This is a genomic window from Kitasatospora sp. NPDC048540 (assembly GCF_040651175.1).
In the GTDB taxonomy this organism is placed as follows: domain Bacteria; phylum Actinomycetota; class Actinomycetes; order Streptomycetales; family Streptomycetaceae; genus Kitasatospora.
This window is the reverse complement of the sequence record NZ_JBEZIR010000031.1, coordinates 1-26,867: the sequence shown is the minus strand read 5'-3', so window position 1 is coordinate 26,867 and position 26,867 is coordinate 1. Positions and strand designations below refer to the sequence as shown.

Here is a 26,867-nt window from a genome sequence, read left to right as displayed (position 1 = left end):
AGAAGGCCGCGGGCCCGGGGCCCGCACGGCTCGGGCGCCGGTCGTATGCGGCCGGGTGGAGGGGCGGCGGTGGAGGGGCGGGGCCGCCGTGGGCCTGTCGGTGGCCGCCGGTAGCGTCGGCCGCGGCCGGGCGGGAGAAGGAGGGTGCGGTGGCGGGGACGGGAGACGGGTGGCGTGGTGCCGGGCCGGCCGGTGCGCACCGGGCGGTGCTGGACCATGTGCTCGCGCTGATGGCGGACCTCGCCTGGGAGCAGGGGCTGGTCCTGCGCGGCAGCATGTGCCTGACCGCCTGGGCGCCCGGCCTGGCCCGTGAGCCCGCCGACCTCGACTGGATCGTGCCGAGTCCGGCCGGTTTCCCGGTCGACCTCCAGGACCCGCATCCGTACCTGGCCGGTCCCGAAGCCGTCCAGCAGTGGCCGGAGGCCTTCGACGGCGCGGCCCGCTACGAGATCTGGCGCACGGAGGAGTTCGGGACGGCGGGCCTGCACGCGGCCTTCCCGCCGGAGGGGCTGCACTGGCTGGCGGAGGACGAGGACCACCCCGACTTCGGCGACCTCTTCGACCCGGCCGCGGCGCTGACCGCCCTGGTACGGGCCGCGCCGCAGGTCGCGCCCGGTCTCGTCCTCGACCCGGACGGCCTGCGGGTGGACGGCGGTTGGACGTACCGCAGGTACGACACACCCGGGGTGCGGCTGGTGGTGCCCTGGCGGGCCGACGGGCTGCCGCCGGGCGAGGTCCGGCTGGACTTCGCCCGGGACGAGTGGCTGCCGCAGGCCCCGGTGCTGACCGCGGTCCCGCGCGCCGACGGCGGCCGTCCCACGGCGGTCCGCACGGCGAGCCGCGAGCTGTCACTGGCCTGGAAGCTCTGCTGGCTGCACGGCGACGCCGCGGGGGAGGGGACGCCGCGCGGCAAGGACCTGTACGACGCCGTCCTGCTGGCCGAGCACCCGGCGACCAGGTTGACGGCCCGGCTGGTGCGCACGGTGCTGCGCCGCTCGGGGACCTGCGGCGCGGGCGACGGGGACGGGTTCGACGTGCGGGAGGTCTGCCGACGGGTGGACCGGGCGGCGTTCGCGCGGGAGCACCCGTGGGTGCGGGGCTCCGCCGAGGAGTGGGTGCGGCGGCTGGCCGGGGCGCTGGAGCCGGTGTTGGGCGCCGGCGGCCGGGTTCAGCCGACGCGGCAGGGGATCTCCAGGTCCTCGCTCAGGTAGTAGACCGCGCAGACCCGGTGGTAGCCGTCCGCGATCACCAGCGGCTGCCCGCGCAGCAGCAGGACCGGGGACAGCTTGTGGCCCGCCCTGACCTTGCCGATGTTGTCCGCTACGTGCACGTTGTCCTCGGGGAGCAGCGGCAGTTCGGAGGCCCGCAGGATGTCCTTGGCCTTCTTCTGCACGGTCGGCGCCTCCTTCAGCCGCTCGGCCGCGGCCTTGGCGTGGTGCGGCGACATCAGCAGCTCCAGGTAGTCGACGGCCGCCGGGAAGTCGTGCTTCTCCGGGTCCTTCTTCCAGAGCGGATCGGCCATCTCGCGGTCTCCTGACGTCGTGCGTTCCGGTGCGTCCCGGTTCCTCCCGGTGCGGACCAGGGTAGGGCGGCCGTGGTCCGAAACCCGGGCGCCGCAGGACGGTCGGCGCGCCCGTGGCGCGGTGGTGACGCCGGATCGGCTCAGCGGCCGGGGCGGAGGTCCGCGCCCGTGCGGCCCGGATCGGCCCGGCGGGACCGGAGGACGGAGGCGAGGCGGTACACGGCGGCGGCCTCGGCCCAGGCCAGCACGGTGACCAGGGCGAGGAAGGTGCCCCCGTCGGTGACGGCGCCGACGCCGGAGACGATCAGCGGCACCACGGCCGGGAACGCCACCACGGCGAGTCCGATCGTGGGCAGGGCGTGCGAGGTGTCGAGCGGGTCGGGGCCCCACGGCTCCACGCCGGCCCAGACGGCGAGTACGGCCACCAGCAGGGCGTAGGCGGCCAGGAGCCGGCGGCCCCTGGTACTCGTGTTCCGTGCCCGCATCGGGCCTCCCTCGCTCGCTCGGTGCCCGCGCCACCGTCCGGTCCTGCCGGATCGCCCGGTGGGCGGGTGCCAGGGCGCGGGCGCGGCAAGGCTAGCGGTACTCCGGCGGCGCGGGGGAGCCGGGCCTCAGCGGGGGCGGCGGCGGGTGGGCGGGGCGTCGAGGACGCAGTCGCCGCAGAGGCCGCCGCCCGGCACCCGGTAGTAGAGGCAGCAGGTGGTGCGGCGGAACGGCGGCGGGCCGAGCGGGCCCACCTCCGCCGTACCGGCGAGCGGTTCCCGCTCGAGCAGGCCGGCCGCCAACCGCCTGGCGTGGAGGGCCACCTGATCGTTGCTCAGATGACTGTCGAGGACCTTCAGCGAACCGTACAGCGCCGAGGCGGTGTTGCCCCACAGCAGGCGTCCGGCCACCGGCGCCACCGACCGGACGGCCTCGCCGAGCGGTGCCAGCACGCCCGTCACCACCGAGGTGTGCAGTGCCTCGACCGGGTCGCCGGTGACGGCCGAGGCGCCCGGGAGCGGGAGCCAGAGGTCGAGCGGGCCGCCGGGCGGCAGCCGGTAGTGCGCGCGGTCGGGGTGCAGGTCGGCGGTGCCGCCGAAGGCCGCCACGCCGAGCGCCACCGACCACACCCGGGCCGCCAGCCCGAGGTGCACCACCGAGGCCGCCACCCGGGCCTCCGAGGTGCCCAACAGGTCCGCGGCCGCGCCGATCCGCCGCGCGAGGTCGGTGTCCGTTCCGGCGCGGTGGAGTTCGCGCAGCGGCCGGAAGCCCTCGGGCGGCCCGCCGCCCGGGGCGCAGGCGGCGACCTGGAAGTACGGCCCGACGGCTCCGACCAGACGGAGCACCTCGGCGGCGGGGAAGTCGGGAGGCATGCGCGCCATCCTGGCACGCCGCCGTCGGTGCACCCCTGTCGTGCCCTTCTCGCGCGTTCGGGGCGCCGCCGGGCCGGGCCGTGAGGGCGTGTCATGATGAGGTCGCCATGTTCCCGTCGACGCGGCTGCGCCTGTTGCGCGCCTTCCTGTTCTCCGGGGTCTGTACGACTCTTGGGGCCTTCGGCCATGCCTCGGCGGGAGGCGGGGGACCGGTCCCGGTGGGGGCGCTGCTGACCGGCGGTCTGCTGGTCGCCGGGGCGGCCCTGGTGCCGAACTGGCGGGAGCGCGGGCCGCTGGCCGTCACCTCCGGGGTCCTGGGCTCGCAGCTCGCGCTGCACCTGTGGTTCGCCGCGTGGGCACTGCCGCCCGGCGGACCCGGGGCCGCGGACCCGGCAAGGTTGCTGCTGGACCGGCTGCTGTGCCCGGCCGGCCTCCACCACCCGGCCCTCACCCCGGCCGTCGCGCCCGAGCAGGTCCCGGATCTGCTGCGGGCGGCCGGGCTCGACCCCGGGCAGTTCCTCGCCGCCGCCCCGCAGCACGGGACGCACTGGCCGATGACGGCCGCCCACCTGCTGGCCGCGCTGGCCTGCGCCTGGTGGCTGCGGCAGGGCGAGGCCGCGTTCTTCCGGCTGCTGCCCGCGCTGCGGCCGGCCGGCCGGTTCACGCTGGCGGCGCTGGCGGGGCTGGCCGCGCTGTGGTCCGCCCGCCGCCCGGCGCCGCCGCGCGCGGCCCGCCCGGCGGACCCGGGCTGCCCGCCGTACCGGCCGCCGCTGCTGCGGCATTCGCTGGACGGCCGTGCCCCGCCGCGGGCCGCCCGGGTGGGTCCCGTCGCTGCAGTGCTGTCCGCACCGGCGGCGTAGCGCCCGCGTACGCCTGCGGCCGCCGCCCGCGCCCCGTGATTCGGTTCCGGGTGTGCGCGGCGGGGCCGCCCCGTGTCCTCACCCGTGCCGTCCGGCGCCGGGCGCCGCTCGCGCCCGCCCCCGGCACGGGCCGCTTCCGGCCGCCCCGGCGCAGCCGCGTACCCACGCGGCCGCGGCCGCGTGGCCGACTCCTGAACCGGAGAGAACGCCAGATGAGTGGAACGACGATCGATCGGGCCGGACCGGGCCGGGTGCTGGCCGGGTTCGCCCTGCTGCTGGGGCTGCTGTTCGCCGTCTCGTACGGGCTGGGCAGTTCGGTGGGGCCGGTCGCCCCGGGCCTGGCCCCCGCACGGCCCGGGACGGACGGCCCCGGCGCGGGCGAGAACGGGCCGCACGGGCGGCCGGCCGGCGGTGACGACATGTCCGGCATGACGATGGGCGCGCCCGCGCCGTCCGCCGCGGCCCAGCCGGGCCTGCGGTGAGCGGGGGTACGGCCGGGGCGCCGGCCCGGGCCGAGGGCGTCACGGACGAGCTGGTCACCACCGACCTGACGGTCGGCGGCATGACCTGCGGCGCCTGCGTGGCCAGGGTGGAACGGAAACTCGCCCGGATCGACGGGGTCAGCGCGGGCGTCAACCTGGCCACCGGACGCGCCCGGGTGGTGCATCCCGCGTCGGTGCCGGCCGGGAAGCTGGTGGCCGCGGTCGAGGCGGCCGGGTACACGGCCGAACTGCCCGCCGGGCCGGACAGCGGTCCCGCACTGCACGAAGACCTGGTGCCGGCCTGGCAGTTGGCGGTGGTCGCGGCACTCGCGGTGCCGGTGATCCTGCTGGCGATGGTGCCCGGCCTGCAGTTCGAGGGCTGGCAGTGGGTGAGTGTGGCGCTCGCCGTACCGGTGGTGACCTGGGGTTCGGCGGCCTTCCACCGCCGGGCCTGGCAGGGCCTGCGGCACGCCACCGGGACGATGGACAGCCTGGTCAGCCTCGGCATCATCGCCTCGGCGGGCTGGTCGGCGTACGCGCTGCTGTTCGGCGGCGCGGGCGAGCCGGGGATGCGGATGCCGTTCTCGCTGACCGCGGCACCGGGCGAAGGCGCGCACGTCTACCTCGAAGCGGCGGTCGGGGTACCGCTGTTCGTACTGTGCGGGCGCTGGCTGGAGGGCCGGGTCCGGGACCGGACCGGGTCGGCGCTGCGGGCGCTGGCCGAGCTCGGGGCCAAGGACGTCAGCGTGCTGGAGGACGGCCGCGAGCGCCGGGTCCCGGTCGAACAGCTGTTGCCGGGACAGGAGTTCGTGGTCCGGCCGGGCGAGAAGGTGGCCACCGACGGGGTGGTGACCGAGGGCGGCTCCGCGCTGGACCTGTCGCTGCTGACCGGCGAGAGCATGCCGGTCGAGGTCGGCCCGGGGGACCGGGTCACCGGCGCGACCCTGAACGTCGGCGGCCGGCTGCTGGTCCGCGCCACCGAGGTCGGCCGCGACACCCAACTCGCCCGGATCACCGCCCTGGTGGCGGACGCCCAGACCGGGAAGGCGCGGGCGCAGCGGCTGGCCGACACCGTCGCCGGGGTGTTCGTGCCGTGCGCGCTGGCGATCGCGGTCTGCGTGCTCGGCTTCTGGCTGGGCGCCGGGGCCGCGCCCTCGGCGGCGGTCACCGCGGCCGTCGCGGTCCTGGTGGTCGCCTGCCCGTGCGCGCTCGGCCTCGCCACGCCGACCGCGCTGCTCGCCGCGACCGGCCGCGGTGCCGAACTCGGTGTCCTGGTCCGTGGACCGGAGGCGCTGGAGAGCCTGCGGCGGATCGACACCGTGGTGCTCGACAAGACCGGCACCCTGACCAGCGGACGGATGGAGCTGATCGCGGCCCACACCGCACCCGGCGCCGACCCGGACACCGTGCTGCGCCGGGCCGGTGCGCTGGAGGACCACTCCGAGCACCCGGTCGGCCGGGCGGTCGCCGCGGCCGCCCGCCGGCGCTGCGGCGAGACGCTGCCGCCGGTGCGCGGGTTCACCGCAGAACCCGGCACCGGGGTGAGCGGCGAGGTCGACGGCGTGGCCGTCCGGGTGGTGCGCCCGGGCGCCGCGGGGACACTGCCCGCCGCGCTCGCCACCGCGCTCACGGCCGCCGAGGCCGACGGCCGGACCGCCGTCGTGGTGGAGCTGGCGGGCGAGCCGGCCGCGCTGCTGGTGGTCGGCGACAGCCTGCGGCCCGGCAGCTACCGGACCGTGCACCGGCTGCGCGCGATCGGACTGACCCCGGTGCTGGCCACCGGCGACGGGCCCGGCGCGGCCCGCGCGGTCGCCGAGCACCTGGGCATCGCCGAGGTGCACTCCGGTGCCTCGCCCGAGCGCAAGGCCGAACTGGTCGCCGAACTGCGGGCGGCCGGCCGGACGGTCGCGGTGGTCGGCGACGGCGTCAACGACGCCGTCGCGCTGGCCGCCGCCGACCTCGGGGTCGCGCTCGGCACCGGGACGGACGCGGCGATCGGGGCCGCCGGGCTGACCCTGGTCCGCGGCGAGATCGAGACCGTGGTCGACGCGGTCCTGCTGGCCCGGCGCACCCTGGCGACCGTCCGGGCCAACCTGTGCTGGGCGTTCGGCTACAACGCGGTGCTCATCCCGCTGGCCGCCGTCGGCCTGCTCAACCCGATGCTGGCGGGCCTGGCGATGTCGGTCAGCTCGGTCCTGGTGGTGGGCAACAGCCTGCGGCTGCGCACCTGGAGCCCGGCGCCGGTACGGTCGGCGCGCCCGGCGCGCCCGGTCCGGGCGGGGGTGGACCGGTGAGGATATCCGGGCGCGCGCTGCCCGTCGCCGCGCCGGTCGGGGCCGCCGCCGTCACCCTGCTGGTGCTCGGTGGCTGGGTGACGGCCGGTGCAGCCGGGCGGGCCGGGCCGGTGCAGGTCGAGCCCGGCTGGGTGCTGGTCCCGGCCGGACGCAGCCCGGTGGCGACCGCGGCCTTCTTCACCGTCCGCAACCCCGGGGACGTCCCGGACGAACTGATCGGCGCCAGTACGGCGGTCGCCGCGCAGGTGACGCTGAGCCGCCACGAGCACCGGGGCGGTGGCGCCCGTCCGGCCGAGACCGCCTCGCTGCCCGTCCCGGCGCGCGGCGCGCTGACCATGGACCTGATGAGCGCCGACCTGGTGCTCGCCCGGCCCGAGCCGCTCACCCCGGGCCGGCGGGTCGAGTTCCGGCTGCGGTTCCGGCGCAGCGGTGAGGTGCGGGTGGCGGCCGTCGCCGTGACCCCGCAACAACTCACCGGTCTGCTCGCGGCGGGCGCGGCGGGCGCTTCGCGTGCGGTGGGGGCTCCGGCCGCGGCGGGCCCCGGCGGCGGGCGGGTGATCGGCGTCTCCTGAGCGGTCGCCGGGGTTCCGGAAGAAATCCGCCACCTGTTCGGAACTCTTCCGCCCCGGCGTCCGACTGGTGTGACGGGTGCCGTGGATCCGCGGCACCCGTCACTACGGGGAGGGCGGTCCATGCCGACATGCGGCGGAGTGTCATGACCGGCGGCTCGACCCGGCCGGCGCCCGCGGGCACCCGGCTCGACAACTGGCCGCTGGTCGGGCTGGCCGGCCTGCTCGCGTTCACCGCCATGCTCGACCTGAACATCGTCACCGTCGCGGTGCCCGGTATCGCCGACGGACTCGGGGTCCCGCCCCAGATCGCCCAGTGGGCCGGACTCGGCTACCAACTCCCGGTGGTGGCACTGCTGTTGCCGATCGGCGGCTGGCTGGACGGCGCCGCAGCCCGACCCGCGCTGCTCGGCTCGCTGACCGGGTTCGCGCTCTGCTCGGCGGCGGCCGCGGCTGCGCCCGGCGCGCCCTGGCTGATCGCCGCGCGCAGCCTCCAGGGCTGCTTCGCCGCCGTGCTGTTCGTGCTGATGCCCGTCCTGGCCGCCACCGCAGTCCGGCCGCAGCTACGGGCCCGGGCGATGAGCGTACCGGCCACCCTCGGCCCGCTCGGCGCCGTGATCGGGCCCGCGGTCGGCGGGCTGCTGCTCGACCACCTCGGCTGGCGCTGGGTGTTCCTGGTCAAACTCCCGCTGTGCGCCGCCGGATTGATCCTCGGCCACCGGTACCTGGGGCGCGGCGGCCGACTGCTCCGCCCGGGCCGCCGCGCCGTGGCCGACGCCGCGCTGATCGGCGTCGCCGTCGGCGCCGTGCTGCTCGCCCTCACCGCGGCGCCCGGCTCACCGGGTTGGCTGCTGCTCGCGCTCGTGGCTGTCCCGTGCGTCGCCGGGTGGCTGCGCGGCCCCGGCGGCCGGACGGTCGCCTCGGTGCTGCGCGACTCGGGCAGCTCACCCGTCAACGCGGCGGTGCTCGCGCTGGCCGCGGGCTTCGCCGCGATGCACTACCTGATCGCCCTGCACCTCCAGCGCGACGAGGGGCTCAGTGCCACCGCCACCGGTCTGACCGTGCTGGCCTTCCCGGCCGCCATGGGCCTGGCCGGACCGCTCGGCGGCCGCCTCGCCGACCGCTTCGGCACCCGGCCCACCGCCACCGCGGGCGCCGCGCTCACCGCGCTCGGCCTGCTGCTGCTCATCCCGCTCGACGACCACTGGCCGACCACCTCGATCGCCTGGCGGCTCGCACTGGCCGGCCTCGGCATGGGCCTGTACGGCGGTCCCAGCCAGGCCCTGGTGATGGCGAGCACCCCGCCGGGCCGGCTGGCCACCGCCGGGTCAGCCGTCCAGCTCGCCCGCTCGCTCGGCTTCGCCCTCGGCCCGGCGCTCGCCACCGCGGCCTGGGGCCTGGCGGGCCGCGGGGACACCGGCATCCGTACCGGCCTGGCCGCGGCGGCCCTGGCGGGCTGCCTCGCGGTCCCGCTGCTGGCCCGCGGCGCCCGGCCCCGGCCCGCGGCGCCGGACGATGTACGGGCGCAGGGCGCAGCGGCGCAGGACGCAGGGCCGCAGGGCGGAGCGGCACAGGGGGGAGCGGACCGGTCGGGTGCCGCACGCGCCTTGGTCGCGGGGCACGCCTTGGTCGCGCAGCCCGGGGTGGCGCACCCCGAACCCGCCGCGCGGCCCGGTGGGGTCGCCTCGCCTGCTGCGCCGGACGACGCACGGGCGCAGGACGCAGGGCCGCAGGGCGGAGTGGCACAGGGAGGAGCAGACCGGCCCGGTGCCGCGCGCGCCCTGGTCGCGGAGAACGGTGCCGCCGCACGGCCCGGTGCCGTCGCCCCGTCCGCCGTAGCCCCGCCCGAGGCGGCCGCCGCGCCAAACAACACGCCAACCGTCGTGCAGCCGACCGCCGTTGGGCAGGACGGGCAACCGCAGCCGGGGCTCAGACCGTCCGGCGGCTGACGGCCCCGGCCCGTCCCCCACCCTCCCCGCGGCGCCCGCCGTGCCCCGTCCCGTCCCGTCCATCTCCCTCCCCGCAGAAGGGAACCCCCGCATGTGCGGAATCACCGGCTGGGTGTCGTTCCACCAGGACCTCACCCCGCACGCCCGGGTCATCGAGGCGATGACCGCCACCCTGACCCGCCGCGGCCCCGACGCCGGCGGCTGCTGGCTCGGCCCGCACGCCGCGCTCGGCCACCGCCGGCTCTCCGTGATCGACCTGGTCGGCGGTGTCCAGCCGATGGCCGACCGTCCGGAGCAGCCGGCCGCCGTCCTGACGTACAGCGGCGAGGTCTACAACCACCACCAGCTGCGCGCCGAACTCCGGCGCCTCGGCCACGAGTTCCGCACCCGCAGCGACACCGAGACGGTGCTGCGCGGCTACCTGCAGTGGGGCGATGCGGTGGTCGACCGGCTGGAGGGCATGTACGCGTTCGCGATCTGGGACGCCCGCCGCGAACGGCTGCTGCTGGTCCGCGACCGGCTCGGGGTCAAGCCGCTGTACTGGGCGCGGGTGGACGGTGGGCTGGCGTTCGGCTCCGAGCCCAAGGCGCTGTTCGCCCATCCCGAGATCACCCCGCGGGTCGACGCCGACGGCCTGCGCGAGGCGTACAGCCTGCTGTTCAACACCGGTCCGACGCTGTGGTCGGGGGTCCGCGAGATCCCGCCCGGCGGCCTGCTCACCCTGGACCGCTCGGGCCTGCGCGAACAGCTGTACTGGCAGCTCACCGCCCGGCCGCACGAGGACGACCGGCAGACCACCGTCGAGCGGATCGGCTCGCTGGTCAACCGGACCGCCCGGGCCCAGCTGGAGGCCGACGTCCCGCTCTGCAGCCTGCTCTCCGGCGGCATCGACTCCACCGTCCTCACCGCTCTGGTCGCCGACGAACTGCGGCTCTCCGAGGGCCCCGGGGCGCGGCTGCGCTCGTACGCGGTGGACTACAGCGACCAGGCCGAGCAGTTCACCGGCGACGTGCTGCGCACCGGCCACGACACCCCGTTCGCCGCCGAGGCCGGTGCCTTCATCGGCACCGACCACTCCACCGTGGTGCTCGACCCGCGCAGTCTGCTGGACCCCGAGCACCGGCGGGCCGTGGTCGAGTGCCGGGACTCCCCGATCGGTGTCGGCGACATGGACACCTCGCTCTACCTGCTGTTCGGGCGGATCCGTGAGCACTCGACGGTGGCGCTGTCCGGCGAGGCCGCCGACGAGATCTTCGCCGGGTACCCCTGGTTCCACACCCCGGCCGCGGTCGGGGCGGACACCTTCCCCTGGCTGCTGGTCACCGGCGACGAGGCCGCCATGCCGCTCGAGCCCGACCTGGCGGCCACCCTGCGGATCGCCGAGTTCCGCGCCGACACCTACCGGGACGCCCTGGCCGCCGTCCCGCACCTGGACGGCGAGAGCGCCACCGAGCACCGCCAACGCGAGCTCCAGCACCTCTCGCTGACCCGCTGGCTGCGCCAACTCCTTCACCGGAAGGACAGGTTGAGCATGGCGCAGGGCCTGGAGGTGCGGGTCCCGTACTGCGACCACCGGCTGGTCGAGTACGCCTTCAACACCCCGTTCGCGCTGAAGAGCTTCGACGGCCGGGAGAAGAGCCTGCTGCGCGCCGCCGCCGCCGGGCTCGCCCCCGATTCGGTCCTGCACCGGCCGAAGAACCACTACCCGGCCACCCACCACCCCGACTACAACAGTGGCCTGCAGGCGATGGCCCGCGAGGCCCTGGACGCGCACGGCGGCCGGGTCCGCGAGATCGCCGACGGGTCCGTGATCAAGACCACCCTGGACACCCCGCCGGACCGGCTCAGCTGGGGCCACCGGCTGCGCCTGGAGCGCGTGGTCGACCTCGCGCTCTGGCTGGACCACCACGATCCGCACCTGGCGATCTGACCCTTTCCGTCCCCCACCGGGAGCCCACCAGTCATGACCGACCCCACCGAGCCGACGGGCGGCTGCCCGTTCGGCCATGGCACCCCCACCGCGGCCGAATCCGTGCCGCTGTTCGGCGAGGAGTACAAGCGCGACCCGTACCCGCTGTACGACCGGCTGCGGCAGGCCGGCCCGGTGCACCGGGTACGGTTCCCCAGCGGCATCGCGGCCTGGCTGGTCACCGGCTACCAGGCCGCCCACCGGACCCTGAACGATCCGCGCCTGGGCAAGAACCACCGCCTGGGCAACGAGAATTGGCGCCGACTGGCGTCGATCATGCCGGAGCCCCAGCACTCCCGGCTCCAGGTGCACCTGCTGCACCAGGACCCGCCCAAGCACACCGAGATGCGCCGGCTGGTCCTGGACGCCTTCGCGCCGCGCCGGATCGAGGCGCTGCGGCCGCGCCTGCAGCAGATCGCCGACGACCTGGTGGACGCGCTGCCCGCCGAGGGCGGCGCCGATCTGGTGCAGGGCTTCGCGGCCCACTTCCCGTTCCGGGTGCTCGCCGAAGTCATCGGCCTGCCGGCGCACTTGGCACGGCGCTTCGACCGCGACTGGGGCAAAGTGGTGCAGCCGGTCGGCCCGCAGGACCCGGGCCGCCCGGCCTACGAGGGGCGGCTGCGCGGACTGCAGACGTACATCGCCGACGTGGTCGCGGACAAGCGCGGCGAGCCGTCGGACGACCTGCTCGGCCGGCTGGTCGCCGCCCAGGACGACGGGCAGCTGGCCAAGGAGGAACTGGACTCCATGATCTTCCAGTTGCTGGTGGCCGGACAGGAGCCGGTCACCAACCAGATCAGCACCATGCTGGTCACCCTGCTGCGCCACCCGGACCAGCTGGCCGGGCTACGTGAGGATCCCGCGCTGCTGCCCCGCGCGGTCGAGGAACTCCTGCGCCACGACGCCGCGTTCGAGCTCACCACCTGGCGGTTCTTCGCCGTGGACAGCGAGCTGTACGGCACCCGGATCCCGGCCGGCGACTCGGTGATCGTCTCGCTCTGCGCGGCCAACCGGGACGGCGAGCAGTTCCCCGATCCAGACACGCTCGACTTCGACCGCGCCCCCAACGCCCACCTGGCGTTCGGCCACGGCATCCACTTCTGCCCCGGCGCCGCGCTCGCCCGGGCCGAGTTGCAGATCGCCCTCGGCACGCTGCTGGCCCGGCTGCCGGGGCTGCGGCTCGCGGTCGGGGAGTCCGAGCTGCGGTGGATCCCCGCCGTCCTCGCCCGGGGGGTCGACCGGCTGCCGGTCCACTACGACCGGCGCGGCTGACCACCCCGCACCCCCGCACCTCCCCGACACCCCGCCCGTACCCACCCCGCCCGTTCACCGTCGCCGCGCCCGGCGCTCCCGCGCCGAGGCGCCGTCCCGTCATGTCCTCGTGGAGGACCGCATGCCGTCAACCGCCGCACTCGCCCCGCTGCCCACCGGCCATCCGGCCGTCGAACGCGTCAGCACCGAGATCCTGGAGCTGCTGCTGCCCCACCGCCGGGCCGGCGACCCGGACACCGCCGCGCCGCCGGGCGCCTTCCCGGTCCAACTGCGCCAGCTGGCCGCCTTCGTGGCCGCCGGTGAGCCGGTCGCCTTCACACTGCCCGGCTTCCCCTGCAAGTCACCCAACACCCGCAAGGTGCTCGGCCACCTGCCGGACGAGGGCGAACGGCTGGCGCTCGGCTTCCTCGACCGGCTGTGCGGGCGGATCGCCGAGGTGTACTCGCCGGGCGCCCGGGTGCTGATCTGCTCGGACGGCCATGTCTTCGGCGACCTGATCCGGGTCCCCGACGAGCACATCGACGCGTACTCCGACGAGTTGACCGCGATGATCGCGAGGGAGGGCCTCGGCCGTCTGGGCACCTTCGACCTGCGCGACGTCCTCGGCGACCTGCCGTACGACGACAAGCGGGCGCTGGTGCACGCCCGGTTCGCCCCGACCCTGGAGGAGCTGCGGGCCGAGGTGCGGTCCGACGAGGAGACGGCCGCCCTCTACCGGGGCATCACCCGCTTCCTGGTCGACGACACCGCGGGCTTCACCGGCACCAGATCCGCCCTCCAGCGCGAGTGCCGCCGACGCGCGTACGGCGTGATCCAGCGCAGCCGCGCCTGGGGCACCCTGATCGCCGAGCACCACCCCCGGTCGGTCCGGCTGTCCATCCACCCGCAGCCGGTCGGCGCAGGGAAGTTCGGCATCCGGCTGCTCGACCACCGGGACGTCTGGGCCACGCCCTGGCACACCGCGGTCCTGCACCGGGCGGACGGCGGGTGGGAGCTGATGCACCGGGCGGAGGCGGAGCTGATCGGCACCCTCGTCCACCGCGACGGCCGGCCGAGCCACTTCGAGGCCGCGGCCGCCGCCGGGTAGCCCGCGCGGGGGCGGGGGTCCGTGGTCCCCCGCCCCCGGCCGGCCCGCCGCTCAGGTCCCGGCGGCCACAGCGCCACCGCCCGCCGGGGCGCCCACGCCGACCGGAGCCCGGTGGTCGAAGGCGATCAGCGGGTCGCCGGTCAGCGGGTGGTCCACCACCGCGGCCCGGACCCCGAACACCTCGGCGAGCAGCTCCGGGGTCAGCACCTCGCGCGGCGGCCCGGAGGCGACCAGCGCCCCCTGGTGGAGCACGTGCAGGCGGTCGCAGACCGAGGCCGCCGCGTTCAGGTCGTGCAGCGCGACCAGCGTGGTCACGGCCTGGGCGCGCAGCAGCGCGAGCAGTTCGACCTGGTGCCGGACGTCGAGGTGGTTGGTCGGCTCGTCCAGCACCAGCACGTCCGGCTCCTGCGCCAGCGCCCTGGCCAGCAGGGCCCGCTGCCGCTCCCCGCCGGAGAGCTGCGAGAACGGCCGGTGGGCGTGGTCCAGCATCCCGGTGCGGGCCAGGCCGGCGGCGACGGCGGCGCGGTCCTCGGCGCTCTCGGCGGCGAAGGCCCGCTGGTACGGGATCCGGCCGAGCGCCACCACCTGGGCGACCGTCAGCTCGAAGTCCCCGCCGCGCTCCTGCGGCAGCGCCGCGATGTGTCGCGCGGAGGCGGCGGGGGAGAACCGGGCCAGGTCGCGGTCGTCGAGCAGCACCCGGCCGGCGCTCGGCGCCAGGTACCGGTAGACGGCCCGCAGCAGGGTGGACTTGCCGCTGCCGTTCGGGCCGACCAGACCGGCGATCTCGCCCTTCTCGGCGACCAGGTGGACACCGGCCACCACGGCGTGTCCCGCGAGGGTGATGTGCAGGTCCTCCAGGGCGATCCTCAACTGCGCTCCAGTCGTCGGTCGAGCAGGTACAGCAGCGCTGGCGCGCCGACCAGCGCGGTGACCACGCCGACCGGCAGCTCCTGGGTGTCCAGGGCGGTCCGGGCCACCGTATCCACCACCACCAGCAACACGGCGCCGGTCAGGGCGGACAGTGGCAGCAGACGGCGGTGGTCGCCGCCGCACACCAGCCGGCAGACGTGCGGGACCATCAGCCCGACGAACCCGATCGCGCCCGAGACGGCGACCAGGACCCCGGTCAGCACGCTGGTGGTGGCGAACAGTTCACGGCGCAGCCGGGTGACCGGGACGCCGACGCCGGCGGCGGTCTCGTCGCCCATCAGCAGGGCGTTCAGGCCGCGGGCGCGGGCCTGCAGCACGGCCAGGCCGCCGAGGACGGCCGCGGCGGGCAGCGCGAGCTGCGCCCAGGTCGCGCCGCTGAGGCTGCCCATCAGCCAGAACAGCACGCCCCTGGTCCGCTGCTGGTCGCCGGCCTGCAGCACCAGGTAGCTGGTGAACCCGGACAGGAACTGGCCGATCCCGACGCCCGCCAGCACCAGCCGCAGCGGGGCGAAGCCGCCGCCGCGCCGGGCCAGCGTCCAGACCAGGGCGAGTGCGGCCAGGGCGCCGAGGAAGGCCGCGCCGGACACCCCGACTCCGGCCGCCAGGCCGCCGGCCCCGCCGAGGACCAGGACGCCGACGGCGCCGAGCGAGGCGCCGGAGGAGATCCCGAGCAGGTACGGGTCGGCGAGCGGGTTGCGGACCAGGGCCTGGACGGCGGCGCCGACCAGGCCGAGTCCGGCGCCGACCAGCGCGGCCAGCAGGGCGCGCGGGACGCGCAGCTGCCAGACGATCAGGTCGCGGCTGCCGGGCAGCGGCGGCCGCCCGGTGAGCCGCCGGCCGATCACCGACCACACCTCGGCGGGCGGGATGTCGACGGCGCCGAGCGAGACGGCGGCGGTGAGCGCGGCGGCGAGCGCCAGGGCGAGCCCGGCGGCTGCCCACCCGGCCGGTACCCGGCGGGGCGGTCGGCCGGGCCCGCCGTCCCCGGTCCGGTCGGCCGGGGAGGTGCGCCGCGGGGAGGTGACGGCCACTCAGTGCCCGGCCTTCACCAGGTCCGGGTGGACGGTGGCGGCGATCTGCTGCACGGTGTCGGCGTTGCGGGTGCCGGCGATGGTGGTGGCCTCGGAGCCGATCCGCAGGAAGTGGCCCTGCTGGACGGCGGCGAGCCCCTTGGTGGCGGGGAAGTCGCGCAGGAACTTCTCCGCCTCGTCGTACGCGGCGGTGGTGGCCGCCGCGCTGCCGCGGTCGCGGACGGCGAGCTGGATCCAGTCGGGGTTCCTGGTCACCACGTCCTCCCAGCTGACGGGCCGGAAGTCGCTGTCGCAGTCGGCGAACACGTTGCGGGCGCCGGCCAGGGTGATCACGGCGTTGCCGACCTGCCGGCCGCAGAGTGCGACGGGCTGCTTGGTGCCCGCGTCGAAGTCGAAGAAGAAGTAGCCGGGCCGCTGACCGGCCGGCAGGTCCTTCAGGGCGGCCGTGACGGCGCCGGTGCGGCTCTGCATCGCGGCGACGAGTTCCCCGGCCTTCGGCGTCGTTCCGGTGATCGCGCCGAGCCGCTGGATGTCCTGTTCGACGGCGGCGAGGTCGGTGGCCGGGCCCTTGGCGTCGGCGGCGCAGGCGGTGGACAGCAGGTAGACGTGGCGGATGCCGGCGGCGGTCAGCTCGGCCTCGGTGGGGGCGGCGCCGGTGTCGCCCATCGCGGCCATCGGGCCGAAGGTGTCGACGTAGGTGTCGGCGCCGGAGCCGAGCAGCTTCTCCTTGGCGATGCCCGTCTCGCCGAGCACGGGGACCTTGGCGCCCTGCTCGGCGACGGCGGCCGGCAGGGTGCCCTTGCCGGGCGGGAAGCCGGTGCCGATCACCCGGTCCCCGGCGCCGAGCTGCAGCAGTAGTTCGAGCGCGGAGCCGTTGCTGGTGACGATCCGCCGGGCGGGCGTGGGGAAGACGGTGCGGTGACCCGTGCAGTCGGCGACCTCGGCCGGGGCGGTGAGGGTCGCGGCGCCGTTCGCCCCGGGTGCGGCCTCGCTGCCGCTGCCACCTCCCTGGCTGCTGCCGCAGGCGGTGGCGGCGAGCAGCGCGGCGGCCGCCGCGATGCCGCACAGTGCGCGAGAACGCATCGGGACTCTCCTGATCTCCGGGGAAGGACGGGTCCGCAGCTGCGGGCCCGGGACCAGGTAGTCGCGCGGAACGGGGCAGGAGTTCCCGCGGTGGTGGAACGAGTCGCCGGGGAGCGAGGGGGCGCTCTCCGGCGACGCGCCGCGAGACCGGCGGCGGGTGGTCAGGCGGCCTGGCCGACCGCGCCCGGCCGGCGGCGGTAGACGTAGACCGCGGAGGCGGCCACCGACAGCAGCGCGGAGCCGCCGAGCACCAGCGAGCCGACCGATCCGCCGGACAGCGGGGCGGCGCCGGCGCCCTGCGCGGCGGCGGCCTGGTGGTCGCCGCCGTGGCCCCGGTGGTCGACGGTCGAGCGGCTGTAGCCGGCCGCGATCTGCTGCTCGGACGGCGCCTGCGGGGCGGCGGGCGCCAGGGCGCCGGCGGCTGCGGCGCCCTGGCCGTACACCACGTCGGAGCAGCCGTAGAACGCTTCGGGGCTGTCGGTGCGCTGCCAGACCAGGTACAGCAGCTGGCGGCCGGTGCGGGCGGGCAGGGTGCCGCTGAAGGTGTAGTACCCGTTGGTGGCGGTGCGGGCGGTCGGGTACTGGACGACCGGGTTGGCCAGGTCGAGGTCCGACCACTTGAGCGGCTTGGTCGGGTCGTAGCCCTGTTTGGTGATGTACAGCGTCATGCCGCCCTGGTGGGGGGCGGTCACCCGGAAGTTGAAGGTGAACGACCCGGCCTGTACGCCGGTGGCGGGCCAGTCGGTGCGGGCCATGTCGAGCGCCTTGTACTTGTCGCGGTTGGCGGAGCAGAGCTTGCCGTCCGGGATGATCTGCTGGCTCTGGCCGTTCGCGTTGGCGATGTTGACCTCGTTCCAGTCGTACAGCGGCTGGGTGCCGCTCATCGCGACGAGGTCCTTGCACACCTGGGACTGCGGGTGCTCGGGGCCTTCGGCGTAGCAGGACGCGACCCTGCTGACGGGGCCGTACAGCGAGCCGTGGGCGCTCGCGGTGCCGGTCGCCAGGGCGGCCGTCAGCAGGACGGTCGCGCCGACGACACCCGGGGCCAGCAGGCGGCGGGTTACGGACATGGGGGATCTCCTCGACGGTACTTCGGGCCTGCTGTGGGGGACGGGCACGTCTGCCCGGGGCCCGGGGAGCGACCCCGGGGCAAGGCGTGGCGCGGACCCGGCGCGCGGCCTCGGTCGAGCGTATGATTGGTCTGGACCAGATGGCAAGAGCCTTGACCTTAAGGCAAGTTGACGAATCATCTGGCAATCCGGCGGGCGCACGGAACGGCCCGGGCGGCCCTCCGTGTCGGGAGGGCCGCCCGGGCCGTCGGTGCAGCGAGGTGCCGCGTGGTGCTGCGGGTGCAGGTCAGGCGGGGACCTTCTCGGTGCCGGCCGCCTCGGGAGCCTGCTCGGCGGCGTCGGCGTCGCCCTGCGGCCTGGCGTGCTTGGGCAGCAGGAAGATCGCGCCGAACACCACGGCCAGCATGGCGATCTCGACCCACAGGGTGACCTGCTCGGCGTGGACGAAGCTGGCGCCCTTGATCTGCTCGAAGAAGACCGTGCCGAGGATCGCGGTGCCGAGTGCGGCGCCGAGCTGCTGGACGGAGGTGAGGGTGCCGGAGGCCGAACCGGTCTCGTGCGGCTCCACCGAGGCGAGCACGGTGTCGAAGAACGGCGCCATCACGAAGCCCATGCCGAGACCGGTGACGGCCAGCGCCGGGGCCAGCTGCCACGGAGTCACCTCACTGCCGGCCAGCTGCAGGGTGAGGATCACCCCGCCGACGCCCAGGGTCATCACGATCAGCCCGCCGTGCATCACCTTGCGGCCGAACTTCAGCAGCGCCTGCGAGCTGACGAAGGCGATCACCATGCCGATCGAGGACGGGATCCCGGCCAGGCCCGCCTTGAACGGCGAGTAGTGCAGGCCGATCTGGGTGTACAGGCTGAAGGTGAGCCAGAAGCCGGTCATCGCCGAGAAGAACGCCAGGCCCAGCACCATGCCGCCGCTGAAGCCGCGCTTGCGGAACAGGCTCGGCTCGACCAGCGGGTCGCCGCCGCCCTGGCTCTTGCGGTTCTCGTACCAGGCGAACAGGCCGAACACCGCGATGGAGAGCCCGATCAGGGCGAACGCCCAGGCCGGCCAGTCGTGCTCGCGGCCCTGGACCAGCGGGAAGACGATCAGTGCGGAGCCGAGCGCCGCCAGCAGCGCGCCGAGCAGGTCGAGCTTGACGGTGCGGGCGCTCTTCCACTCGGGCAGGAAGGCCAGGCCGCCGACGATGGCGAACAGGCCGAGCGGAATGTTGATCAGGAAGATCATGCGCCAGCCGGAGCCCCACAGGTCGGCGTCGACCAGCCAGCCCGCCAGGATCGGACCGCCGACCGTGGACAGGCCCATCACCGGGCCGAACATGCCGAACGCGGCGGCCTGCTCCTTCTCGGAGAAGATCTCCTTGAGGATGCCCAGCCCCTGCGGCAGCATCACGGCCCCGAGCAGCCCCTGGAACACCCGGGCCGCGACCAGCTGGCCGGGCTCCTGGGCGAGGCCGCAGGCGACCGAACCGAGGGTGAAGCCGACGGCGCCGATCAGGTACATCCGGCGGCGGCCGAAGATGTCGCCGAGCCGCCCGCCGGTGATCAGGCCGAGCGCCATGGCGAGGGTGTAGGCGGCGCCGAGCCACTGGATGGTGGTCTCGCCGCCGCCGATGTCGGCGCGGATCGCGGGAGCGGCGATGTTGGTCACGAGGGAGTCCAGGAGGTCCATGACCTCGGCGGCGAGAATGACGAACAGTGCCGCCCATCGCCATCTGTAAGGGGACGGGGACTCGGTCATCGAAGGCTCCTGTGGGTGCTGCGACACTGGTTGACGAACACTGTTCTACCTAGCGACCGCTGTTCTGTCAACACGGTGTTCGCCTGGCGAACGATGTTCCCCCGCCGTTCGCGGGGCCGCCTGGGGAACGGCGTTCGCTACGGGTACGATGTTCGCCGGGGGAACATTCGACGATCACTTCGATGCCGCGAAAGCAGGTGGCGCATGACCGCGCAGATGCCCCCGGTCCCCTGGCACAAGGCGCGCAAGGCCGAGGCCCGGCAGCCGCTCAGCCAGGCGGCGATCGTCGAGACCGGGATCCGGATCCTCGACGCCGAGGGGCTCTCCGGTGTCACCATGCGGCGGATCGCCCAGGACCTGGACACCGGGCCGGCGTCGCTGTACGCGCACGTGTCCAACAAGGACGAGCTCTGCGAGCTGATGCTGGAGCGGATCGCCGGCGAGATCGAGCTGCCCGAGCTGCCCGACCCGGCGCACTGGAAGGAGCAGGTCAAGGAGATCTGCCTGAACGCCCAGCGGGTCTACACCTCGCACCGGGACATCGCCCTGGTCTCGCTCGGTTCGATCCCGGTCGGCGAGAACCAGCTGCGGATCGCCGAGTTCATGCTCGACGTGATGCTCCAGGCCGGCATCCCGCCGCAGGTCGCCAGCTGGGCGCTGGACGGCCTCGGCCAGCTGATCGACTCCGACGCCTACGAGGCCTGCGCCTACACCGACCGCCTCCAGCGCGGCGACGATCTGGACGCCTACTTCACCAGCGTCGAGGAGTACTTCGGCAAGCTCCCCCCGGACCGCTTCCCGCTGATCAGCAGCATGGCCGCGACCATGGTCCAGGGCGACGGGGACGACCGCTTCGCCTTCAAGCTCGACGTCTTCCTGCGCGGGCTGGAGTCCTACATCGAGCAGTGAGCACCGGCCGGCCCGCCGCCCGCGGGGGGCGGGCCGGCCGGAGCCACCCGGTCAGCAGCCGCCGCGGATCCGGTGCACGGCCGGGTGCAGGCCGGACAGGATGGTGTCGAACCGGTGCGGCGTGGTGTCGGAGTTGACCCGCAGCCGGTTGATCCGCAGCGGGTCCGGCGGGAGCAGCGCGTCGTGCCGGTGGTTGAACAGGAAGCCCAGCCGGTAGCCGAGTTCGCCGAGCAGCGCCTCGGTGCGCGCGTCCCGGTTGCCGTTCGGATAGGCGAACGCGGTGGGCGGCTCGCCCAGCCACCAGGTCAGCAGCCGGTGCGCCTCGGCCACCTCCTCGCGGGCGGTGCTGTCGGCGCAGCGGTCCAGGCACGGATGGGTGTGGGTGTGATTGCCGATCTCCACCCCGGCGGTGCGCAGCTCGCCCAGGTCGGTGCGGTCCAGCTGGCGCCGGCGGGGCGCCTGGGCGCGGGCGGTGGCCCGCAGTTCGTGCAGGCTGCGGCGGCGGTCCGCGTCCGGCAGGGTCTTCAGCCGGGCCACCGCGCCCTGCGGCGGACAGCCCGCCAGGGGGCCCGCGGTGCCGCCCTGGGCGGCCAGGAACGCGGCCTCGGACCACCAGAACGGCTGGTCGGTGCCGATGAGTTCGGTCACCACGAAGGCGGCGGCGGGGATCCGCAGGCGGGTGAGCACCGGCAGGCCCTGGGTGAGCACGCTGTGGTCGCCGTCGTCGAAGGTGACCAGCACGCTGCGCGGCGGCAGCGGCCGCTGCTCGGCGACGCACCGGGCCAGCGTCGCCAGCGAGACCGGGGTGGCGGTGCGGACCAGGCGCTCCATCTGGGCGGCGAACCCGGCCGGGTCGTCGATCCCGTGGTACGCCAGCACCGCCAGTCGCCGGGAGGACAGCGCGCGGAACACCGGCTGGAGCGGCGAGTGGCGCAGCAGCCCGTCGATCCTGCGCCGCCGGGCGTCCCCGTGCGGGGTCGGTGCGGGGCCGGGCGGCGCCGGCGGAATCCCGGGCGTCGCCGGTGCCGGGCGGGCGGACCCCGCCGGTGCGACGGCCGGCACCCCGGTCGCCACGGTGACGGTCGCTCGTGCGGCCGTGTCGGGCTTCGACACGCTTACCCCCTCCGAACTCTGCCGCGTGCAGCACGACAGCGGACCCGCACGCTCTGAAGACTTTTCTACCGCCAAGGTGGCGACTTTAATACCTCTTTGGAAAATTTTTCCTGACGCAATATCAACTCGGAGCATCCTGACCGCGCGCTGTGCGCGCCCTGGACAAGGTACTGCGTTCGGGCCGTCCGGACACGGGGGTCCGCGCAGTAGGCCGGAATCGCCCGGGTGGCGCGGCCGGGAGTGCACCCGGGCGCGGGCCCGCCGGGCGTGTCCGGGGGGTCGCGGGACGCGCCGGGCGGGAACTGTCGTTCGGGGGGCGTGGCGCGGATGCGCGCGCCGGCCGGGTCTTCGTGTGCGGACCATCACCGGATCCTCACGCCCCGGGCGCGCAATCCCCGGGTCCGCGCGCCCGGCGCTCCGCGGCCGCGGCTCAGCCGAGCAGGCGCAACCGCTCCACCGCTACCCCCACGCGTACGGTCTGACCCCAGGTTAGCCGTAGAGCGTCCGACTCCACACCGTCCCCGAAAGCCACCAGCTGATCCGACTCGACCGTCAGCGCCAGCCGGTCGCCGTCCGCCAGCAGCCCCTGCACCTGTCCGGTGCCGGTCAGCGGCGACGGCCACGCCTCCCGGACGAACCAGGCCACCGCGGACGCCGTCGGGTCCGGCAGGGCGAGCGTGCTGCGCCGCTCCAGCCAGGCCGATCGGCACCAGCCGGTCGCGCCGGTGCCGGTGCCCACCAGCACCCCGGAGGAGGCCTGCGCCTCCTCCTCGCCGCCGGCCGGTGAGAGCCGGTAACGGGCCGTCTGGTGGTTCGGCTGGCCGAGGTAGATCTCGTTCAGAGCGAGCAGCCGCTGGGTGTCGTCGGCCACCGCCTCGACCATGGTGCGCTCCTCCAGCCGGTTCTCGCCGCCGCGGGCGCCGACCGCGCGCAGGGCACGGGCGGCGTCCGCCGGGCGGTGCCGGACCAGCACCCCGAGGCCCCGGCCCGGTTCGTTGTCGATGCCCACCACGGGCTGCCCTGAGAGGTACTTGGCGGTGTTGGCCACCAGTCCGTCCTGGCCGACCACCACCACGACGTCCTCGGGCGTGAACAGGAAGCGGTCCAGGTCGGCGCGTTCCACCCGGCAGCGCCGCCACTCCAGCGGTACCGCCGCCGCGACCTCGGCCAGCGCGGCCCGGGCCAGGTGGTGGCGCTGCTCCACCTCGTCGGGCGAGCGGCCGCGGGTGGCCAGGAAGAACGCGGCCTGCCCGCGCGAGCCGTGCCGGGCGATCAACTCCTCGTACTCGGTGCGGCGGTGGACCAGGACGGCGCGCGGGGCCAGGCTCACCGGTGCTCGCCCCCGGTGGCCGGCGCCCGGCCGAGTCGGGCCAGCAGGCCGGTGAGCACGTCCGGGCTGAGCGTGATGCTGTCGATCTTCGGGAGGTGCTCGGCCAGCTTGGTCAGCGCCAGTGCGTGCAGCAGCTCGGGACCGGCCTGCTGGTGGGCGAGCAGCCAGGCCTCCTCGGACGCGGCCCTGGCCTCGCCCAGCACCCGCTCGGAGTCGGCCTGGGCGTCAGCCAGGATCCGGGCGGCCTCGGCCTCGGCGGTGGCGATCCGGGTCCGGCGGGCGGCCTCGGAGTCGGCGCGCACCCGGTCGGCGGCGGCGTTCTGCTCGGCCTGCCGCCGCGCGTTGGCGCCCTGCTGGCCGACCAGCTCCTCCTCGCGGCGGGCCAGTTCGATCTGGTTGGCGAGCTCGTTCTCGGCGATCGCCCGCTCGCGCTCGACGGCCACCGCGCGCCGCTCGTAGGTGGCCCGGTCGGCCTCCTGCTGGACCTGCTCGCGGGCCGGGGTGCGCAGCGCGCGCTCGAGCTCGGCCTCCGGCCGCAGCGCGGTGACCCGGACGGCGATCACGGCCAGTCCGGTCTCGGTGAGCCGCGGGTCGGCGGTCAGCCCGTCGGTGATCTTCTGCCGGACCGGCGTCACGCCGGCCGCGAGCGCCTGCGGGAGCGTCAGGCCCGCGATCAGCTCCAGGGCGTGCTGCTGGGCGCTCTCGGTGAGCAGGGTGCCCAGCTGGTCCAGCGGCTCCGCGCGCCAGGCGCCGGTGTCGGGGTCGATGCCGAAGTCCACCCGGGTGGCGGCCACGGCCGGGTCGGTGATCCGGTACGTGACGGTGGCCTGGACGGTGAGGTCTTGGAAGTCCGCGGTGCGGGCGTGGCAGAGCATCGCCAGCTCCCGGTCGTCGGCCGGCACCTCGGAGATCGCCGCGGTCAGCGGCCGGAACCAGAAGGCCAGACCGGTGCCCTCATGGGTGAGCTCGCCGCTGCGCAGGTGGCGGATGTGGGCGGTGGGTGCGGCGCGCAGGTGGCGGAACCCGAAGCGCCTGGTGATGTCGGCCATGGCCGGCCCCCTCTGTCGTCTCTCGCTCTTCTCGTCGGTATGACGATAACTGGCCGAGATCGTTATCGTCAACAGGACGAGAAAGGTCGTGCGGCGGCGGCACGCGGCATGATGGGCCGCACGCACGCCACGAACGCCACCAACGCTTCGAACCGGGGTCCCGGGCCCGGGACCGACGGAGGGCAGACGCGATGACGAAGGACACGGTCAGGGTGGAGCGGTCCGGCCCGGTGTGGACGGTGATCCTCGCCCGCCCCGAGGCCCGCAACGCGGTCGACGGCCCGACCGCGGCCGCACTGCTGTCGGCCTTCGAGGAGTTCGACGCCGACGACGGGGCCGCCGTGGCGGTGCTCTGGGGCGAGGGCGGCACGTTCTGCGCCGGCGCCGACCTCAAGGCCATTGGCACCGCGGAGGGCAACCGGCTGGCCGCCGACGGCCCCGGCCCGATGGGCCCCACCCGGCTGCGGCTCGGCAAACCGGTGATCGCGGCGGTGGCCGGGCACGCGGTGGCCGGCGGGCTGGAACTCGCCCTCTGGTGCGACCTGAGGGTGGCCGCCCGGGACGCCGTCTTCGGCGTCTTCTGCCGCCGCTGGGGCGTCCCGCTGATCGACGGCGGTACCGTCCGGCTGCCCCGGCTGATCGGGGCGGGCCGCGCGATGGACCTGATCCTCACCGGCCGCCCCGTCGACGCCGAGGAGGCGCACCGCATCGGCCTCGCCGACCGCCTGGTCCCCTCCGGCACCGAACGGGCCGCCGCCGAGGCGCTCGCCGCCGAGCTGGCCCGCTTCCCGCAGACCTGCCTGCGCCAGGACCGGCTCTCCGCACTCGGCCAGGAGGGACTCCCCGAGACCGCGGCCCTGGCCGCCGAGTGGGCACACGGCCAGGTCTCACTGGCCGCCGACACCACCGCCGGCGCGGCCCGCTTCACAGCGGGCGAGGGCCGCCACGGCTCCTTCGCGCCGGCCCCGGACGCCTCACGGACCGCCCCGGACACCTGACGGGCCGTCGCGGCCCCGGCCGGTGGCGTGCTCCCGTCGGGCCGGTCAGCCGCCGCTCTCCAGGTAGCGCAGTACCGCCAGGACCCGGCGGTGGCCGCCGTCGGCGGCGGGCAGGCCGAGCTTGGTGAAGATGTTGGCGATGTGCTTCTCGACGGCCCGTTCGCTGACCACCAGGCCGGCCGCGATCGACTGGTTGGTGCGTCCCTGCGCCATCAGCGCGAGCACCTCGCGCTCGCGCGGGGTGAGCGCGTCCAGGGCGGCGGCCCGGCGGCTCGCGCCGAACAGCTGCGAGACCACCTGCGGGTCGAGCGCGGTGCCGCCCGCCGCGACCCGGGCCAGCGCGTCCACGAACTCGCCGATGTCGACGACCCGTTCCTTCAGCAGATAGCCCACCCCGGCGCCGCCGTCGCCGAGCAACTGCGCGGCGTACCGGGTCTCCACGTACTGGGAGAAGATCAACACCCCGGTCCCCGGGTGCTCCTGACGGATCCGCACGGCCGCCCGCAGCCCCTCGTCCGTTCCGGTGGGCGGCATCCTGACGTCCACCACGGCGGCGTCCGGCCGGTGCGCCGCCACCGCCGCCAGCAGCGTCTCGCCGTCCCCGACCGAGGCGACCACCTCCACCCCGCGCATCGCCAGCAGCTGCGCCAGCCCGTCGCGCAGGATCGCGGAGTCCTCGGCGATCACCACCCGCATCCTCGTGCCCCCTCGGATCTGCCCGGCCCGCGCCCGTCCCGTCTCGCGCCGGCCGGAGCTCAGTACGGCAGCCGGACGGTGACCAGGGTCGGCCCGCCGTCCGGGCTCTCGCAGGTCAGGCTACCGTCGACGGTCCTCGCCCGGGCGCGCAGACCGCTCAGTCCGCTGCCCGCGCCGACCACCGCGCCCCCGCGTCCGTCGTCGAGGACCTCCAGCACCAGCACCTCCGCCCCGCCGTCGCGTACCTCCCCGTCGCCCACCTCCCCGCCGCGCACCGCGATCCGTACCTCCCGCGCGCCGCTGTGCTTGACGGCGTTGGCCAGCAGTTCGGCCGCACTGAAGTAGGCGATCGACTCGACCGCGGGGGAGGGGCGCCGGTCCAGGACCACGGTGACCCGGACCGGCAGCGGGCAGTCGGCGGCCAAGGTGGCGAGGGCGGTGTCCAGGCCCGCGTCCAGCGCCGGCGGGTGGATGCCCCGGACCAGGTCGCGCAGGTCGGCGACGGCCTGCTTGGCGTTGCCCTGGGCGGTCTCCACGACCGTGAGCACCTGCTCGGTCCCGGCGCCGGCCAGCAGCAGTTCGCGGACCATGGTCAGCTGCATCCCCAGGCCGACCAGCCGGGCCTGGGTGCCGTCGTGCAGGTCCCGCTCGATCCGGCGCAGCGTGGTGGCGGCCTCGTCGACGGCCTGGGCCCGGGTCTCCTCCAGGTCGTGGATCCGCCGGTCGGCGGCGTCCGGTCCGAGCAGTGCCCGCAGCGCGGCGCGCTGCGGCGCCCCCGCCCATCGCAGCAGCCACGGCGCCGAGGCGAGCAGGACCAGCCCCACCGCGCACGGCACCAGCCAGCGCGGCCAGCTGTCCCACTCCACCCCTCCCAGCTGGAGCGACACCGGCCGCACCGAGCCGTCGGCGCCCCGCACGGTGGTGTAGTTCCACCGCTTCAGCAGCGGGTGCAGGACGAGCAGCACCCCGTACACGTAGCCGATCAGGACCGCCAGCAGCGGCCACAGCGCGGTCAGCGGTGCGGCGAGCGCGGCGCCGACGGCCCGCCAGCCGGCCCGGTCGGTGAGGACGGAGCGCCGCCAGCCGAACGCCCCGGGCGCGCTGAGCCGCAGCGGCGGTCCGACGTCCAGACCGAGCAACCGCCGGGCGGCCGCCCGCTGGAGGGCGCCGAGCGCGAGCGCCCCTCGTACGGTCAGGGCGAGCAGCCACGGCCCGAGCGGCGTCACCGACAGCAGACCGCCGGCCACCAGCCCGGCCGACACCACGGCGGCCCCGGCGAGCGCCGGCGGCAGGGCGAGCAGGGCGTGCAGCACCGCCGCGAGGGGCCGGCGGCGGAACGGCGCCGTGAGGGCGGCCACCGGCCGGGAGGCCGGGAACCCGGCCACAGGAGGGGACATGACGGTCACTCTAGATCCGGGCCGGCCCGCGCTCCCGGGTACCGCCCCCGCCCGGCCGCGGCCGGTACCATGCCGTGGCCTGGAAGATCGGCCTGGACTACGACTCCGAGGAGACCTTCGAGCAGCGCTGGGAGCAGTTCCTGGCGGCCGTG

Annotated in this window: 24 protein-coding genes; 11 read left to right on the top strand and 13 right to left on the bottom strand. The window is 75.6% G+C overall.

The genetic code is table 11. The annotated features are described in order from the left end of the window. Nucleotides 1-149 precede the first annotated feature (149 nt). Nucleotides 150-1,211: a nucleotidyl transferase AbiEii/AbiGii toxin family protein gene (locus tag AB0D08_RS15085; protein ID WP_359888955.1), complete on the top strand. Its 1,062-nt coding sequence runs from the start codon at nt 150-152 to the stop codon at nt 1,209-1,211. Here AB0D08_RS15085 and AB0D08_RS15080 read toward each other — a convergent pair. The 3 genes from AB0D08_RS15080 to AB0D08_RS15070 all read right to left on the bottom strand — a co-directional run bounded on the left by AB0D08_RS15080 (nt 1,169) and on the right by AB0D08_RS15070 (nt 2,877). Next, nucleotides 1,169-1,522: a hypothetical protein gene (locus AB0D08_RS15080; protein ID WP_033819436.1), complete on the bottom strand. Its 354-nt coding sequence runs from the start codon at nt 1,520-1,522 to the stop codon at nt 1,169-1,171. The genes AB0D08_RS15085 and AB0D08_RS15080 overlap by 43 nt on opposite strands. 140 nt (nt 1,523-1,662) lie before the next feature. Next, entirely contained in the window at nt 1,663-2,007 is a 345-nt protein-coding gene (locus AB0D08_RS15075) for a hypothetical protein (protein ID WP_033819435.1), read from the bottom strand. Nucleotides 2,008-2,133: 126 nt separating this feature from the next. Continuing rightward, on the bottom strand, nt 2,134-2,877 hold the full coding sequence (locus AB0D08_RS15070) for a (2Fe-2S)-binding protein (RefSeq protein WP_359888952.1): 744 nt from the start codon (nt 2,875-2,877) through the stop codon (nt 2,134-2,136). A gap of 107 nt (nt 2,878-2,984) precedes the next feature. Here AB0D08_RS15070 and AB0D08_RS15065 point away from each other — a divergent pair, with 107 nt between their 5' ends. The 8 genes from AB0D08_RS15065 (at nt 2,985) to AB0D08_RS15030 (ending at nt 13,359) form a co-directional block, all read left to right on the top strand. Further along, nucleotides 2,985-3,737, top strand: a complete 753-nt coding sequence (locus AB0D08_RS15065) for a hypothetical protein (protein WP_359888949.1) — start codon at nt 2,985-2,987, stop codon at nt 3,735-3,737. Nucleotides 3,738-3,949: 212 nt separating this feature from the next. Next, on the top strand, nt 3,950-4,219 hold the full coding sequence (locus tag AB0D08_RS15060) for a hypothetical protein (RefSeq protein WP_359888946.1): 270 nt from the start codon (nt 3,950-3,952) through the stop codon (nt 4,217-4,219). Beyond that, nucleotides 4,216-6,513: a heavy metal translocating P-type ATPase gene (locus AB0D08_RS15055; RefSeq protein ID WP_359888944.1), complete on the top strand. Its 2,298-nt coding sequence runs from the start codon at nt 4,216-4,218 to the stop codon at nt 6,511-6,513. Before AB0D08_RS15060 ends, AB0D08_RS15055 begins: the two co-directional genes overlap by 4 nt. After that, entirely contained in the window at nt 6,510-7,085 is a 576-nt protein-coding gene (locus tag AB0D08_RS15050) for a copper chaperone PCu(A)C (protein ID WP_359888942.1), read from the top strand. The genes AB0D08_RS15055 and AB0D08_RS15050 overlap by 4 nt, the downstream gene beginning before the upstream one ends. A gap of 143 nt (nt 7,086-7,228) precedes the next feature. Next, nucleotides 7,229-9,031 carry an MFS transporter gene (locus AB0D08_RS15045; protein WP_359888939.1) on the top strand — a complete coding sequence of 601 codons (1,803 nt, stop codon included), beginning with the start codon at nt 7,229-7,231 and terminating at the stop codon, nt 9,029-9,031. 91 nt (nt 9,032-9,122) lie between these two features. Beyond that, nucleotides 9,123-10,961 carry an asparagine synthase (glutamine-hydrolyzing) gene (asnB, locus tag AB0D08_RS15040; protein ID WP_359888936.1) on the top strand — a complete coding sequence of 613 codons (1,839 nt, stop codon included), beginning with the start codon at nt 9,123-9,125 and terminating at the stop codon, nt 10,959-10,961. A gap of 33 nt (nt 10,962-10,994) precedes the next feature. Next, entirely contained in the window at nt 10,995-12,272 is a 1,278-nt protein-coding gene (locus AB0D08_RS15035) for a cytochrome P450 (RefSeq protein ID WP_359888934.1), read from the top strand. 121 nt (nt 12,273-12,393) lie between these two features. Continuing rightward, complete coding sequence (locus tag AB0D08_RS15030; RefSeq protein ID WP_359888931.1) at nt 12,394-13,359, top strand: isocyanide synthase family protein; 966 nt, start codon at nt 12,394-12,396, stop codon at nt 13,357-13,359. A 51-nt stretch (nt 13,360-13,410) separates the two neighbouring features. Here AB0D08_RS15030 and AB0D08_RS15025 read toward each other — a convergent pair whose 3' ends face one another. From AB0D08_RS15025 to AB0D08_RS15005, 5 genes are all read right to left on the bottom strand, one after another. Continuing rightward, nucleotides 13,411-14,229, bottom strand: coding sequence for an ABC transporter ATP-binding protein (locus AB0D08_RS15025; protein WP_359888928.1), 819 nt, complete (start codon nt 14,227-14,229; stop codon nt 13,411-13,413). Beyond that, nucleotides 14,226-15,209 (bottom strand): iron ABC transporter permease, encoded by a 984-nt coding sequence (locus AB0D08_RS15020; protein ID WP_233289353.1) that lies wholly within the window; start codon nt 15,207-15,209, stop codon nt 14,226-14,228. The genes AB0D08_RS15025 and AB0D08_RS15020 overlap by 4 nt, the downstream gene beginning before the upstream one ends. Before the next feature lie 111 nt (nt 15,210-15,320). Next, the gene (locus tag AB0D08_RS15015; protein ID WP_359888925.1) at nt 15,321-16,403 is read right to left on the bottom strand and encodes an ABC transporter substrate-binding protein; all 1,083 of its coding nucleotides are present in this window, start codon (nt 16,401-16,403) and stop codon (nt 15,321-15,323) included. 161 nt (nt 16,404-16,564) lie between these two features. Next, a complete protein-coding gene (locus AB0D08_RS15010) occupies nt 16,565-17,473 on the bottom strand; it encodes a lytic polysaccharide monooxygenase (protein WP_033824842.1) in 909 nt (302 codons plus the stop codon). A 286-nt stretch (nt 17,474-17,759) separates the two neighbouring features. Beyond that, entirely contained in the window at nt 17,760-19,223 is a 1,464-nt protein-coding gene (locus AB0D08_RS15005) for an MFS transporter (RefSeq protein WP_051814087.1), read from the bottom strand. 204 nt (nt 19,224-19,427) lie between these two features. Here AB0D08_RS15005 and AB0D08_RS15000 point away from each other — a divergent pair, with 204 nt between their 5' ends. Further along, on the top strand, nt 19,428-20,132 hold the full coding sequence (locus AB0D08_RS15000) for a TetR/AcrR family transcriptional regulator C-terminal domain-containing protein (protein ID WP_033824843.1): 705 nt from the start codon (nt 19,428-19,430) through the stop codon (nt 20,130-20,132). A 51-nt stretch (nt 20,133-20,183) separates the two neighbouring features. Here the strand turns inward: AB0D08_RS15000 and AB0D08_RS14995 are convergent, their stop codons facing one another. The 3 genes from AB0D08_RS14995 to AB0D08_RS14985 all read right to left on the bottom strand — a co-directional run bounded on the left by AB0D08_RS14995 (nt 20,184) and on the right by AB0D08_RS14985 (nt 23,624). Beyond that, nucleotides 20,184-21,245 carry a polysaccharide deacetylase family protein gene (locus tag AB0D08_RS14995; RefSeq protein WP_233289351.1) on the bottom strand — a complete coding sequence of 354 codons (1,062 nt, stop codon included), beginning with the start codon at nt 21,243-21,245 and terminating at the stop codon, nt 20,184-20,186. Between the two features lie 430 nt (nt 21,246-21,675). Continuing rightward, nucleotides 21,676-22,575 (bottom strand): NAD(+)/NADH kinase, encoded by a 900-nt coding sequence (locus AB0D08_RS14990; RefSeq protein WP_033824844.1) that lies wholly within the window; start codon nt 22,573-22,575, stop codon nt 21,676-21,678. After that, nucleotides 22,572-23,624, bottom strand: coding sequence for an SPFH domain-containing protein (locus AB0D08_RS14985; protein ID WP_359888921.1), 1,053 nt, complete (start codon nt 23,622-23,624; stop codon nt 22,572-22,574). The genes AB0D08_RS14990 and AB0D08_RS14985 overlap by 4 nt, the downstream gene beginning before the upstream one ends. A 191-nt stretch (nt 23,625-23,815) precedes the next feature. On the opposite strand from AB0D08_RS14985, the gene AB0D08_RS14980 reads away from it, so the two are divergent. After that, nucleotides 23,816-24,622 carry a crotonase/enoyl-CoA hydratase family protein gene (locus AB0D08_RS14980; RefSeq protein WP_359888918.1) on the top strand — a complete coding sequence of 269 codons (807 nt, stop codon included), beginning with the start codon at nt 23,816-23,818 and terminating at the stop codon, nt 24,620-24,622. A 45-nt stretch (nt 24,623-24,667) separates the two neighbouring features. On the opposite strand, the gene AB0D08_RS14975 is transcribed toward AB0D08_RS14980, so the two are convergent. Together AB0D08_RS14975 and AB0D08_RS14970 are read right to left on the bottom strand one after the other, a co-directional pair. Beyond that, nucleotides 24,668-25,318 (bottom strand): response regulator transcription factor, encoded by a 651-nt coding sequence (locus tag AB0D08_RS14975; protein WP_033824847.1) that lies wholly within the window; start codon nt 25,316-25,318, stop codon nt 24,668-24,670. A 59-nt stretch (nt 25,319-25,377) separates the two neighbouring features. Continuing rightward, on the bottom strand, nt 25,378-26,715 hold the full coding sequence (locus AB0D08_RS14970) for a sensor domain-containing protein (RefSeq protein WP_359888915.1): 1,338 nt from the start codon (nt 26,713-26,715) through the stop codon (nt 25,378-25,380). Between the last annotated feature and the right edge of the window lie 152 nt (nt 26,716-26,867).